This is a genomic window from Falsiroseomonas frigidaquae (assembly GCF_012163145.1).
Lineage (GTDB): Bacteria > Pseudomonadota > Alphaproteobacteria > Acetobacterales > Acetobacteraceae > Falsiroseomonas > Falsiroseomonas frigidaquae.
The window spans coordinates 193302-206709 of record NZ_JAAVTX010000006.1; the positions used below are offsets into that span (position 1 = coordinate 193302).

The window sequence follows — 13408 nt, forward strand, 5'->3', positions numbered from 1 at the left end:
CCGAGCGTGACGCCGATGGGTAGCAGGACAGGCCGTTCATGCCGCCCATCCGAAGCTGGCCATCGGCTTTCGAATGCCCTGCCCTGCGCGGCGATGGCGGCCGGGCCCGATCCCGCGCCGCCCCGTCGTGATCGGTCAGCGGGCCGCCTGCCTGACCTGCTTCGCCGCCTCCTCGATCACGCCGACGGTCACCCGGGCCTGCGTCATGAAGACCGCGTGGCTGGCCGGTACCTCGGTCACCTTTGCACCAATGCGGCTGGCCATGTGGCGCAGCATGCGAAGGTCGAAGGCCTTGTCGTCGGTCGCGATCAGCGCCCAGCTCGGCTTGCTGCGCCAGGCGGCCTGGGTCAGCCGCGTACCGAAGGCCGCCATGGCGATCGGCACCTGCGAGTCACGCATGAAGGCCGCATCGGCGTCGCTGGTATCGGCGGCGAAGCCGGCCTTGAACTTCTCCGCGCTGAGGAAGCCGAAGCCATCGGGAGTCGTCTCGATGACGAAGTCGGACTGCGGCGCGAAGCCTTCATACTGCTGGGCCGTCGTCTCGCCGGCATCGGGCGAGAGCGCCGAAACGTACACCAGGCTGGCGACCTTCGGATGGACGCCCGCCTCGGTGATGATGCTGCCGCCCCAGGAATGCCCGACAAGCACCGTCGGGCCGTCCTGGCGATCGAGCACCCGACGCGTCGCCGCGACATCATCGGCGAGCGAGGTCAGCGGAATCTGCACGATGCTGACGCGATAGCCGCGCGAGACCAGTGTCTCGTAGACGGGGCGCCAGCCGGAGCCATCGACGAAGGCGCCGTGCACCAGCACCACGTTCCGCACCGGCTGGGTCTGCGAGGTCTGGCCCGCCGGCTGCGCCTGCGCGGAGGTGGTGATACTGGCGGCGGCGGTGGCGGCGAGCACGTCGCGTCGTGTGGTTGTCATGGCGATTCTCCTTTCTGTGGCGACGGATGAAGCGGGCCGCACTCAGCGTCCGACCGGATTTGCCATGGCGCGCCGCGCCATCTCCAGCATCATCGCCGGCACATAGACGAGGGTGCTTTCTTCGCCCGATCCGATGGACATCGGGACGAAGCCGGGACGCGGCTGCTGCGAGAAGATCGTGTCCAGATGCACGATGCGGACCGACATCCCGTCCGGCATCGACACCATGACGCGGCCGCCGCCGAGGAGCGTGGCCTGGCCCATCGGGCCGTAGTCGATCTCGCAGTTCTCGCCGACGCAACGGCTGATCGGATAGGACTGCGCCACGGCATCCGCCGCCGAAAGGCTGGCGGCGAGCAGGGTACCGGTGAGCGCGATGCGGAGCTGTGCGAACATCTGATTTTCCTTTGCTGGATTGGAGGCGATGGGGTGACGGCATCTCGACCAGGATGCCGTCGGGTGAATCGCTGCCTCCGGCTGCGATTCACCGGATCGGAAATGGCTGCGCGAGAGGCGCCTCACGGCCGCAGCTCCTCGTCGAGGAAGCGGCGCACGAGTTGCGCGATCTCGGCCTTGCGGTCTTCCAGCGCGAGATTGCCGGAAGCCAGAAGATGCAGCTGTGCATTCGGCAGGTCGCGCCGATAGGCATGGGCGCCGGCGGCCGGGAAGATGACGTCGTTCTCACCCCACAGCACCAGCGTCGGCGGCTGCTCCGCGCGCAGGAAGCTCTGGAACTTCGGGTAGAGAAGGAGGTTCGTGCGGTAGTCGCAGAGCAGCTCGATCATCAGCTCCGCCGCGCCGGGCCGGCAGAGCTGCGCATAGTCGATCACCCAATTGTCCGGATCGATGCGCGAAGGATCCTCGACACCCGCGAGGTACTGGCTTCGGATCGCATCCAGGGTCAGGCGTTCGCGCAGCGCCGCGCAGCGGGCGGGCGTCGGCTCCTGCCAGAAATCGAGCAGCGGGGCGAAGAAGGTGCCAATCCCTTCCTCATAGACGTTGCCGTTCTGCACGATGAGCGCAGCAATCTGGCCCGGTCGCGCCAGGGCGAGGCGGAAGCCGATGGGTGCGCCGAGATCATGCGCGTAGATGGCGAAGCGTTCGATGCCCTTGGCGTTCAGCAGGGCGGAGATCAGCGCCGCGGTATTGGCGAAGGTGCATTCGAAGGCGTCGCGGTTCGGCACGGCGCTGTGGCCGAAGCCGGGATAGTCCGGCGCGATGACGCGGTACCGATCGGACAGCGCCAGCATGAGGTCGCGGAACATGCGCGATGCGGCCGGAAAGCCGTGCAGCAGCAACAGCACCGGTGCATCGGCCCGGCCCGCCTCGCGGTAGAAGACGGAAAGCCCGTTGAGCTCGATCTGTCGGTGGTGATTGAAGGGTCCGGTCGGGCCCGGCGCGGGACCGGGTCGGCGACTGGATTGTGAACCGCTCCGACCTGGCATGACCGTCTCCGTCCTGACGAACGAAGAGTGGCAGCCGCAGGCGCCACGATCCTTGGCGTGAAGCTGAAGAATTCTGAAGGATGGGCGTGGCTGCGCGAAGCGAAGGCCGCCTCAGGAGGGCCGCACGATACCGAAAGCCTCCGCCACCATCTCCTCCTCGCCCAGGCTGGCGCCGTGGGCCGACAGACGCTCCAGCTCGGCCGGGGCCAGGCGCTGCTGCAGCAAGCCGTGCAGCCGGTCATGCACGGCCTGCGAGCCGAAGCTGCGCAGGATGCCCCGCTGCGCGTGACAGAGCTGGACATGGCCGTAGAGCCGCCCGGCGCCGTCCAGGCGGCCCTCCATCGCCGCGATCAGCGCCGCCCGCTCGAGATTGGCGGCGACCTCATGCGGCAGCCCCATCATGCGGGCGACGGCCAGCCGGTCCGCGACGATGGGACGGGCTTGCGCGATGTCGCCCTGCGCGAGCAGGTAGGAAGCCACGGCCCCGCCAATATGCTGCACCCAGGCGGAGCGTGCCTGCGCCGGCCCGAGCGCGGCCAGGGCCGCCTGTGCCACCGCGATGGCCTCTCCCATCCGCCCCGATGCGCAATGGAGCTCGGCGATGCTCCCATACGTCAGGGCCACGTCGCGTGGGCTGCGGAGTTGCCGGGCGATGGCCAGCGCCTCCTCCAGCACGGCGGTCGCCGCCGCCGGCCGGTTGCCGTGCATCCAGGCGACGGCCCGGACCCTGAGGCAGGAGACGAGCGCCTTGCTCGCCCGCCCGCCGCGCAGCAGTTGCTCCGCCTCGTCGAGCAGGGGCTCGGCGGCGGCGAGATGGCCTGCCAGGACGTGCTGCCAGGCCTGGCGCCACAGCGCCCGCCCCAGGTCGATCGGGCTGCCGGCGGCGCGGAACAGCGCGGTGGCACGGCGCGCGGCGTCGAGCGCCTGGGGGCCGCGGGCGGCCACCCAGCCGCAGCGACCCAGCCAGAGCCGGCCCGCGACATCGGGTGGCGTCGCCTCGTCCATCCGGGAGATCGCCAGGTCGAACCAGTCGCGCAACTCGCCCTTCAGCGAGAGCTCGCCCCAGACATGCTCGGTCAGGCTGGCCAGCACGACGCCGCGCCGCTCATCGCCATCCGGCCCGAAGGCCCAGGCCAGGCCGGCGCGCAGGTTCTCGATCTCCGGCGCGTAGAGGGCGAACCAGTCGTCATCGGCCATGAAGGGCCAGTCGGCCTCGGCGCGTTCATAGGCCTTCACCAGCCACCGCAGCAGGCTGCCGCGCGCCGCCGCGAATGCCGGCGCGGGCAGCCGCTCGGCGGCGTAGAAGCGTGTCGAGTCCAGAAGGCGGTAGCGCGCCTGCACCCCGCTGAGGTCCGCCTGCACCAGGGACTTGTCCACCAGCGCGGCGATCAGGCCGCCGACATCCTCCACCCCGCCGGCAACGAAGGCCGCGGAATCCGAGGTCCAGCTGCCGCCGAAGACCGAGAGCCGCAGCAGCAGCGCGCGTTCCGCGGGCTCCAGCAGGTCGAGGCTCCAGCCGATGGTGGCCCGGAGCGTCTGCTGCCGCGCCAGCGCGGTGCGCCGCCCGGCGGTGAGCGGCCCGAAATGCCGCTCCAGCCGCGCGCCAAGCTCCGCCAGGGTCATGGCACGCAGCGCCGGCGCGGCGAGCTCGATGGCGAGCGGGATGCCGTCCAGCCGCCGGCAGATCCGCATGATTTCGGCCGCCTCGGCATCGCCCGGCACGAAGGCGCCAAGCGCCGCGGCGGCGCGGTCCACGAAAAGCTCGCTGGCCGGGTAGTCCGCGAGCCGCGCGGCGGTGATGGCAACATCGGCTGCCGCAGCATCCAGCGGCTGCAGCCGGTGCAGCCGCTCGCCCTCGGCGCGCAGCGGCTCCCGGCTCGTGGCCAGGATCGCGATGCCGGGGCAGCTGCGCAGGATCGCTTCGGCAGCGTCGGCCGCCGCTCGCAGCAGGTGCTCGCAGCCATCGAGCAGGAGCAGCCCGCGCCTGCTGCCAAGGCAGGCCACCACCGCGCGCAGCGCATCGCCGCCGCCGGTGTCGAGGCCCAGCGCCGCGGCGATGGTCGCCCCGACCAGGCGCGGATCCTCCAGCGGGCCGAAATCGGCCAGCCAGACGCCATCCGCGGCGCGGCCCGCGGCTCGGTCGGCGGTGGCGAGCGCCAGCCGCGTCTTGCCGACGCCGCCCGCGCCCACCACGGTGACCAGGCGCGCCTCGCACAGCCGCGCCGCCAGCCGGTCGAGGTCGGCATCCCGGCCGACCAGCCTGGTCAGCGGGCGCGGCATGACCGCCGGCCGGGGCGCGGGGACGGCGGCCTCCGCAGGCGGCGGCAGGTCGGCGGCGTTGGGCCGTGCTTGCTCCGGGTCGCCCGCGGGAAGCACGGCGACAGGCGCGACGAAGCGGTAGCCGCGCCCGGAGAGGGTGGCGATGATGCCGCGGCCGAGCAGCTTGCGCAGGGCCGCGACATGGACGGTGAGGTTGCCCTCCTCCACCACGCGGCCCGGCCAGACCAGCGCCATCAACTCGTCCTTGGAGACGACGCGGTCCCGCCGCTCCACCAGGGCCAGCAGCAGGTCGAAGGCGCGACCGCGGATCGGTACCTCGCTGCCCTCGGCGGTCAGGGCGCGGCGATCCGGGATCAGGCGGAAAGGGCCGAAGGCGAAGGCTGTCGCGGTCTCCGCCATGGCCAGGCCCCTCCCTTTGGAAAATTTTGCATTTCTTCGCTCGGCCCGGCAATGCGGCCAGAGCATCTTCCGCCGAATGCCGTGCTGCGGCATGAAGGGCCAAGGTGTGCAGTCGCTCCAGGCGGCAAGCACCGGGGTCGAAGGGGCCCTGCTGACGAGCATGGGGGCGGAAGGGCGCTGAGTCGGGACGCTTGGCGCATCCCACCCACGCCGAATCACAGGCTCTGGAAATTCGGATGTTTTTGGCGGCAGCACCAGGACAGTGTGGCGCGGCGCGTGATCCTGTCGGCCATGGCCGGCCGGTGCCAGGCAGGCCAGGCTGGGGAGAGGAGACCGTGGGCAGCAATCCCGACCGGCGGGGCCTTCGCCGCAGGCTTCAGACGCCTTCTGGCCGCTGATGCTCCGCTTCGAGAACCTCCTGGTGGATGTTGCGGGCCGCCAACTGCGCATCGATGGTCGCGCCGTGGCGATGCCGGCACCCGCCTTCGACATCCTGCTGGTGCTGGCCCGGGCCGCCGGCCGGCTGGTCAGCAAGGATGCGGTGATGGCCGCGGTCTGGGGCAGCGCGGCAGTCAGCGAGAATACGCTCCAGGTCCATATCGCCGCCCTTCGCAGGGCGCTGGGCGCGCGGCGCGAGCTGCTGGAGACGACCTATGGTCGCGGCTACCGGCTGCTCGGCGACTGGGCGGCTTCTGCTGACGCCGCGGATGCCGTGGCCAGCCCGGCGATGCCGCTGACCAACCTGCCGCTTCCCTCCTCACGACTTGTTGCGCGCGAGGAACCACTCGGTCAGGTCGTGCGCCTGCTGGAGGGACATCGCCTGGTCACCCTCATCGGCGCCGGCGGCATCGGCAAGACGCGTCTGGCGATCGAGGCGGCACGGCAGGCCTCCCCCGGCTTCCAGGATGGGTGCTGGCTGGTCGAGCTGGCCCCGCTGAACGATGAGCGGCTGGTGCCGCAGATCGTCGCCAGGACCATCGGCCAGCCCTTCACCGGCCGCGACGTAACGGCAAGCGACGTTGCGGCCATGCTGGATTCGAAGGAATGCCTGCTGCTGCTGGACAATTGCGAGCATGTCATCGGCGCCTCGACCGAACTTGTGGAGACGCTGCTCCGCCGCTGCCCCGGCATCCGCATCCTTGCCACCAGCCGGGAAGGCCTTCGGGCGCGGGACGAGCACGCCTATCGGGTTCCGTCACTCGATGTGCCGCTCGCAGCGGTCAAGGACGCCGAGGCAATCCGCCGGCATGGTTCGGTGGCGCTGTTCCTGGAACGCATGTCCCTGCAAGGCTGCGCTTCGCGGGACGAGGACATGGCGACGATCGCGCAGATCTGCCGGCAGCTGGACGGCATTCCGCTGGCGATCGAGCTGGCTGCGGCACGCGCCGGCACGCTGGAGGTGCGGGACGTCGCGGAACGACTGAAGGGGCGGCTGAACCTGCTGAGCGCCGGGCGCCGCTGCATGCCGCCGCGCCATTCGACGCTGCGCGCAACGCTGGAATGGAGCCATGACCTTCTCACGCCGGTGGAACAGGTGGTCTTCCGCCGTCTCGCCGCCTTCTCGGATGGCTTCATCCTCGATGCGGCCCGCGCGATCGTGGCCGACGAGCGCTTCGATGCCGAGGCGGTGGAGGAGGCGGTGGCGGGGCTGGTCGGCAAATCGCTGCTCAATTTCGCGGCTGCCCCCGCGCCCCGCTGGCATTTCCTGGAGACGACCCGCGCCTTCGCGCGGGAGAAGTTGGAGGCGGCGGGAGAGGCCGATGCGCTGGCCGCCCGGCATGCGGATTGGTACTGCGCGACGATCCAGGAGGTCTGGAATGTGGGCGCCCCGCAGCCGGAGCAGCTCGCCGCCGGCGCGCGCGAGTTGGAGAATGTGCATCTCGCGATCGACATGCTGTTCGGGCCGCGTGGCGACCCGCGCCGCGGCGCCCGCCTGGTCGCGGACTACGTCCCGGTCTGGCTGAATCTGGGCCTGAGCCTCGATTGCCAGCGGCGCGTCGATCAAGCCCTGGCACACCACATGGCGGGCAGCATCTCGACCCGGATCCGGCTGCTGGCGACGCTGACGCTGATCCTGCAACGGCACGCCGCACCGGCAAAGGACAGCGAAAGGCTGCTGGCGGAACTGGCGACGCTCGTGCAGGAGGCGCCTGAGTCGGAGGCGCAGCTCTTCGGCCTCTGGGCCATCTGGAACCAGCAGGCCAATTCCGACCGGCACGATGCCGCTCTCGCCAGCGCCGAGCGCTTCGCGGACCTCGTGGCGCGGATCGGGCGGCCCTTGCACGAGCTCGTGTCGCATAACATGCGGGGCTTCGTTTACAGGCACATGGGCAGCTACCAACTGGCGGCACGGCATCTTGCAGAGGCGCAGGAGCTTGCGGCGCGAGAGCAACACCGGCGCCCGCTGGCCTGGATGCATTACGAGCAGCGGGGATATACCGAGGCGATGCTCGCGCCGGTCCAGTGGCAGATGGGCCTGCTGGACCAGGCGCGGCGAACGGCGAGCGCGGCTCTGGAAATCGCAAGTACCAGCGGCACCGGCGGCGATGTGATGTTCGCCGCGATCCTGGGCGTGGCGCCGATCGCGCTTTATGCCGGTGATCACGATGCCGTCGGTGTCGCCTTGGATCTGGGCGGCGAATTCTGCCAGGCCCGCGGCTTCGTCTTCGGCTCGGCGCAGGTCCGCTGCGTGCGCGCCGTCGTTCAGGCCACCTGCGGCGACCCGGAGGGAGGTGCCGCATTGCTGGAAGCCACGCTCGGCATGCTGCGACGCATCGGGCGCAGCTGCTATCTTGGCTACTTCATGGCCCATCAGGCCACGGCGCTGCTGGCCTGCGGGCATCACGCGCGCGCCAGCCTTGTTCTCGCCGAAGCGGCGGCCATCGTGGACAGCAACGGCGAACGGTGGATGCTGCCGGAGCTGCTGCGGCTGCAGGCCGAATGCCTGATGGCGCAGCGGCGACCCGACCTTGCGGCCGCCGCGGAGGTGCAGCTTGGCGCCGCCCTCGACCTCGCGCGGCAGCACGGCTCGGCCTTCTGGGAGTTGCGGATCGCAGGCAGCCTCGGCCGGCTGCACCGGCACAAGCCGCATCTGGCATTGCCGGCGCTGCGCGAGGCCTGTGGTCGCATCGCCGGCGGCGACGACTGGCCGGACGTGAAGGTGGCACGGGACCTGCTGTGCCGTGCCGAGGAATCGGAAGCCACCCTCGTGGCAAAGCCCAGGCGACGACCGCAGGTCGCCGACGTGGCAGGCGCCGCGGAAGGCCCATGAGCTCGGGCGGCCCCGCGATCCATGCGCATGGGCCGTGGGAGATCGACCTGGCGCGGCGCGAGCTGCGGGCGCATGGCGCGCGCATCACCCTCGGCCAGCGCGCCTTCGTCATCCTGGAAGTCCTGCTCGGCCGGGCCGGCGAGGCTGTCTCCCGCGCCGAGCTGATGCAGGCGGCCTGGCCGGAGATCAGCGTCGAGGCGAATACGCTCGAGGTCCACATCCTGGCCCTGCGCCGCGCCTTCGGTGGGGAGCGGGGGCTGCTGCGGACGGTGCGCGGCCGCGGCTACCAGCTTCAGGGCGCGTGGCGGCCGCGTGCCGACGCCGCTGCGGACAGCCGCGGCAATCTGCCACCGGCCGACGGCGCATTGTTCGGCCGGCAGCATGCCCTGCAGACCGTCATCGGGTTGCTGAGGGACCACCGGCTGGTCACGCTGACGGGCTCGCCCGGTATCGGCAAGACCCGCCTGGCGATCGAGGCGGCGCGGCATTTCGCGGAGAAGGGCGGGCTCGTTGCCTTCCTGGTCGATCTGACCACGGTGGCGGAGCCGCAGCAGGTGCCGGGCGCCGTGGCCGATGCGCTGCTGCCCGGCGGCGATCCCACCGCGTGGCATCCGGAACAGCTGGCAGAGGCGCTGACGGGCAGGACCGCGCTACTGCTGCTGGATGGGTGCGAACACGTCGTGGCCGACACCGCACGGCTTGTGCACGCCGTCGTCACGCGTTGCGCCGGCATCAGGATCCTGGTGACCAGCCGCGACACCCTGCGGATCGACGGGGAACAGGTCTGGCGTGTTCCACCGCTGGAGCCGGAGCCCCGCGACCCGGCTGCGGCGGAGCCGTCCACCGAGCCCGCCGCGGTCGCGCTGTTCCTCGACCGGATGCGCCAGGCGGGCGCCCTGCCCGCCACCAGCGCGGACGACATCGGCAAGATCGGCGAGATCTGCCGGCGGCTGGATGGCCTGCCGCTGGCCATCGAATGGGCGGCGTTCCGCACCGCGAGCCTCGGCCTCGATGCGGTGCTGTCGGGCTTGCCGGCGCGGCTGCTTTCGCTGGGCAGCAGCCAGCGCACGGCGCCGTCGCGCCACAGGACGCTGCGGGCGGCGCTGGACTGGAGCAGCGAGCGGCTGACGGAGCCGGAGCGGCGGCTGATGCGCCGGCTGGGAATCTTCCCGGGCCCTTTCACGCTCACCGCCGCGCTCGCCGTCGCGAGCGATGTCCTGACCGACGACGCGGTGATCGACGGGATCGTCAGCCTCGTCGAGCAATCCATCCTGCTGCGCGACGAAAGCGCGGGCGGCAGCAGCTGGTACTTCCTGGAAACGACGCGCGCCTATGCGCTGGAACGGCTTGCCGCCGCCGCAGAAGTCGAGGCGACGGCAGCGCGCCGTGCCGAGTACGACCGGAAAGTGGCCGAGGCCGATGCCCCGGCGAAGGTCCAGCCGCCCGGCTTCTAGACGGTCGGGATGGTGCCGCCGTCGATGACATACTCTGCGCCATGGATGGCCGAGGCCTGGTCGGACGCCAGGAAGGCGATGAGATCCGCGACATTCTCCGGCGCCGCCGGGCGGCCGAGCGGGATCCCGCCCAGCGCCTGCAGCACCCCTTCCCGCGCGGCTTCCACGGTGCCGCCAGTCTTGGCGGCGATGCGCTCCATCAGGGCCTCCGAGGCCTCCGTATAGATCCACCCCGGCGAGACGACATTGACCCGCACGCCCTTCGGCCCGACCTCCTTCGACAGCGCCTTGCTGTAGGTCGTCAGCGCCGCCTTGGCCGCGGCATAGGCGGTGGTCGAATCATGCAGCGGCAGGCGGCTCTGGATCGATGAGACGTGGATCACCGCGCCGCTGCCCTGCGCCACCATGGCCGGCAGCAGCGCCCGGTCGAGCCGAACGGCGGGCATCAGGTTCATGTCGAGCTCCGCCCGCCAGTCCTCCTCGGTGAGCGCGGCGAAGCCGCCGCCGGGGGCCGAGGAGCCGCCCAGGACATGCACGAGGACATCGAGACCCCCGAGGCGCTCGGTGGCCGCCTCGGCAAGGGCGCGGGTGCCTTCCGGGGTGGTCAGGTCTGCCGCGACCCATAGCGCGCCCTCGGGATCCTCCGGAAGGCGGCGCGCGGCGGTCAGCACGCTGGCGCCGCCCGCCAGGAAGCGCCGCACCGTGGCGCGCCCGGTTCCCTTGCTGCCCCCGGTGACGAGGATGCGACGGCCCTGAAACTCGGCCGGATCGGGCTGCCGCGCCATCACCCGAACTCCAGCGCGGAAATCGCCTGGCCCGCCAGCTTGAAGCGGAAGGTGAAGCGGATCGGGCTGCCAGGAAATGCGCCGGCCGTCGGGCCCTCGACGACGATCGTGCCGCCCTCCGCATGCCACCGGTCCGGGGTGAACACGGCGCGGCTGGCGATCGTCGCGGACTGGATCCAGGCCCTGATCTCCTCGGGGCCGGCATGGCTTCCCCCCTCATCGTGGACGACGGCATCAGGGGCGAAGGGTGCCAACATGCCTTCGGCATCCAGCCGCGCATTCGCACGGACATAGGCTTCGATCGGGGCTGGAAGGACGTCGATCACGGGCTGTCTCCAGGTTTCGCTTGTACGGCAGGGAAACTGTTCATGGGCCGCGGGAACGACAAGAACGGACGCGAGGGTAAGCCAGGCACCCGAAGGTAAGCGCCGGGTCCCACAGGCCTGGCACACCGGCGGAGGGCAGTCGTGACAGCTTGATGCGGACCTCGTCTCGCCCGCATCGTCCTTCTGCTCCCGCGCCTGGGTCAGGAATCAGCGCCTGATGAAGGCCAGGAGGTCCGGGTTGATGACCTCCGCATGCGTGGTGCACATGCCGTGCTGGAAGCCCTCATAGACCTTCAGCGTGCCGTGCTTCAGCAGCCTGGCGGACAGGCGCGCCGTGTCATCGATCGGCACGATCTGGTCATCGTCACCATGCATGACCAGCGTCGGTACATCGATGGCGCGGAGGTCGTCGGTGAAGTCGGTCTCGGAGAAGGCCTTGATGCCGTCGTAATGGGCCTTCGCGCCACCGGCCATGCCCTGACGCCACCAATTGTCGACCACCGGCTGGATGGTCTCCACACCGGGGCGGTTGAAGCCGTAGAAGGGCCCCGACGGGATATCGACGTAGAATTTCGACCGGTTGGCGGCGAGGCTGGCGCGAAATCCGTCGAACACCGAGAGCGGCAGGCCACCGGGGTTCGCCGCCGTCTTCACCATGATCGGCGGCACCGCGCCGATGATGACAAGCTTGGCCACGCGGCCCTGCGGCTGGCCATGCCGCGCGACATAGCGCGTTGCCTCGCCGCCGCCCGTGGAATGGCCGATATGGACGGCATTGCGCAGGTTCAGGTGCTGCACCACGGCGGCGGCATCTGCCGCATAGTGATCCATGTCGTGGCCGTCGCTGACCTGGGCGGAACGGCCATGCCCGCGACGGTCATGCGCGACGACGCGGTAGCCCTGGCTGAGGAAGTACAGCATCTGGGCATCCCAGTCGTCCGACGACAGCGGCCAGCCATGGTGGAAGACGATGGGCTGCGCATCCTTCGGCCCCCAGTCCTTGAAGAAGATCTGGGCGCCATCAGTGGTGGTCACGGTATTCATGTTCGTGTCCCTTTCGGTGCGGGAGGCGGTTGTGGTGGGCGTGGTGGCAATCGCGGCCGGCATGCCGGCGGACAACCCGACCAGCAGGCCCGCGCCGCCAACGAGCAGCGCGCGCCTGTCCGGCCACAGGCCGGTGACCTCATTCATCGCAGTCTCCTCGCGTTCGTGGCCGTCGGGCGGAGCGCCGGCAGGGGCTGCCGCGGCGTTCAACTGACGATGCTCCTGGCGATGCCGGCGCGCCTCTGCAGGTTCTTCTTGTCGCCGTACTCGGTATGGAACCTGTCCTGCACCGCGCCGCCGGCGTAGTGGCTGACGACGACGTCGTTGGCCTTGCCTTTGACCTGGGCGATGGTCACCCGCATCACGATGCCGACGCCGCCCTGCGGCCGACGGTCGTTGCCGATGCGCGGCAGGCCGACGCCGCTGAAGGAATAGGCCAGGCATTTCCCGATGCTGACGGTGCCGACCTTCTGCAGCACGTTGCTGGCCCCGAAGGGCTCCCACGGGATCGCGGCGTTCTTGACGATCTGGATGACCTGGCATCCGAACTGGCAGTACTGGCCCAGGTCGAGATAGATCAGCGAATTGGTGCTGGCGGCCCTGCCGTCGAACCGCGCGAGGCTCTTTTCCTTCGCCTCGGTGATATAGCTGGTCAGCTTGCCCGGACCGGTTTCCGGATTGGTCAGCTCATCCACGCTGCCTCTGCGGATCCGGCGGAGATGCTTGGTCGCGAAGTTGTTGCCCTCGAACTTAACGGTGTAGCCGCCGCTGGTGACGGTAACCGGCGAGGCCAGATCCGCCTCATCGTCGACCGTGGCCGTATAGTCGCTGACGCCGTCCTTGATGCTGTGCTCGGCCTTCATGCGGGCCGCCGCGCACAGGATGGCGGAGGCGAGCACAGCTGTAGGGCCGCGGCGGCGACAGCGCCGATCCAGGCGATGGGTGCCCTTCGATGTGTTGCGACGGATCGCATGCGCATCATCTCCTCGACAGATGCAGCATCGAATAGGCCGGCGCCGTTACGGGCCGACTACAAGGGCAGCGCCCTTGACTACATCTGAAACGCGCGCCGGATGCGACTGGCAACTACCGCCGTAGCCGCAAGGCCCCTGTTTGACATGAACCCGCAAGCGCACGGCTGCATGGTCCGCCCTCATTCCCGACCGGATGAGGCAAGGATTTCACCATGCATGTTCGTCGACCCGCCTGGGACCCTGTTCCGCCCGCGACGTCCCAGGCCACGCCGCGCCTGTCCCTCTGGCGCCGCATCTGCGCGTACTTCGATCATCAGCGCAGGCAGCGGCTGGCGGCGCAGGAGCTTGCACTGCTCAATCACCACATGCTGACCGATATCGGGCTGACGCGATGGGACATCGTGCGACGCGGCGCGCATTGCCGGCAGTCCTGCGGGCGGGATGGGCGCTTCCACCTCATCAGCTGACGGCCGGGTCGCAGTCGTCGTTGGTTGCTCGGCTTG

11 protein-coding genes are annotated in these 13408 nt (G+C 70.2%); 3 read left to right on the top strand and 8 right to left on the bottom strand.

What is annotated here, in order from left to right:
• Positions 1-135: 135 nt before the first annotated feature.
• The 4 genes from HB662_RS20470 to HB662_RS20485 all read right to left on the bottom strand — a co-directional run bounded on the left by HB662_RS20470 (position 136) and on the right by HB662_RS20485 (position 5051).
• Positions 136-927 (bottom strand): alpha/beta fold hydrolase, encoded by a 792-nt coding sequence (locus HB662_RS20470; RefSeq protein WP_168052216.1) that lies wholly within the window; start codon positions 925-927, stop codon positions 136-138.
• 42 nt (positions 928-969) lie between these two features.
• Positions 970-1323, bottom strand: coding sequence for a hypothetical protein (locus HB662_RS20475; protein WP_168052217.1), 354 nt, complete (start codon positions 1321-1323; stop codon positions 970-972).
• A 122-nt stretch (positions 1324-1445) separates the two neighbouring features.
• A complete protein-coding gene (locus HB662_RS20480) occupies positions 1446-2372 on the bottom strand; it encodes an alpha/beta fold hydrolase (protein ID WP_168052219.1) in 927 nt (308 codons plus the stop codon).
• Positions 2373-2483: 111 nt separating this feature from the next.
• A complete protein-coding gene (locus HB662_RS20485; RefSeq protein WP_168052239.1) occupies positions 2484-5051 on the bottom strand; it encodes an ATP-binding protein in 2568 nt (855 codons plus the stop codon).
• Between the two features lie 397 nt (positions 5052-5448).
• On the opposite strand from HB662_RS20485, the gene HB662_RS20490 reads away from it, so the two are divergent.
• Positions 5449-8322, top strand: a complete 2874-nt coding sequence (locus tag HB662_RS20490; RefSeq protein WP_168052241.1) for an ATP-binding protein — start codon at positions 5449-5451, stop codon at positions 8320-8322.
• The gene (locus HB662_RS20495) at positions 8319-9776 is read left to right on the top strand and encodes an ATP-binding protein (protein WP_168052243.1); all 1458 of its coding nucleotides are present in this window, start codon (positions 8319-8321) and stop codon (positions 9774-9776) included. Before HB662_RS20490 ends, HB662_RS20495 begins: the two co-directional genes overlap by 4 nt.
• Here the strand turns inward: HB662_RS20495 and HB662_RS20500 are convergent.
• The 4 genes from HB662_RS20500 to HB662_RS20515 form a co-directional block, all read right to left on the bottom strand.
• Positions 9773-10561, bottom strand: a complete 789-nt coding sequence (locus HB662_RS20500; protein WP_168052245.1) for an SDR family oxidoreductase — start codon at positions 10559-10561, stop codon at positions 9773-9775. The two genes, HB662_RS20495 and HB662_RS20500, sit on opposite strands and share 4 nt — an antisense overlap.
• Positions 10561-10887 carry a nuclear transport factor 2 family protein gene (locus tag HB662_RS29980; protein WP_168052247.1) on the bottom strand — a complete coding sequence of 109 codons (327 nt, stop codon included), beginning with the start codon at positions 10885-10887 and terminating at the stop codon, positions 10561-10563. The genes HB662_RS20500 and HB662_RS29980 overlap by 1 nt, the downstream gene beginning before the upstream one ends.
• 207 nt (positions 10888-11094) lie before the next feature.
• Positions 11095-11931 carry an alpha/beta fold hydrolase gene (locus tag HB662_RS20510; protein ID WP_168053096.1) on the bottom strand — a complete coding sequence of 279 codons (837 nt, stop codon included), beginning with the start codon at positions 11929-11931 and terminating at the stop codon, positions 11095-11097.
• Positions 11932-12137: 206 nt separating this feature from the next.
• Complete coding sequence (locus tag HB662_RS20515) at positions 12138-12794, bottom strand: hypothetical protein (RefSeq protein ID WP_168052249.1); 657 nt, start codon at positions 12792-12794, stop codon at positions 12138-12140.
• A gap of 323 nt (positions 12795-13117) precedes the next feature.
• Here HB662_RS20515 and HB662_RS20520 point away from each other — a divergent pair, with 323 nt between their 5' ends.
• Positions 13118-13372: a DUF1127 domain-containing protein gene (locus HB662_RS20520; protein WP_168052251.1), complete on the top strand. Its 255-nt coding sequence runs from the start codon at positions 13118-13120 to the stop codon at positions 13370-13372.
• Positions 13373-13408 lie beyond the last annotated feature (36 nt).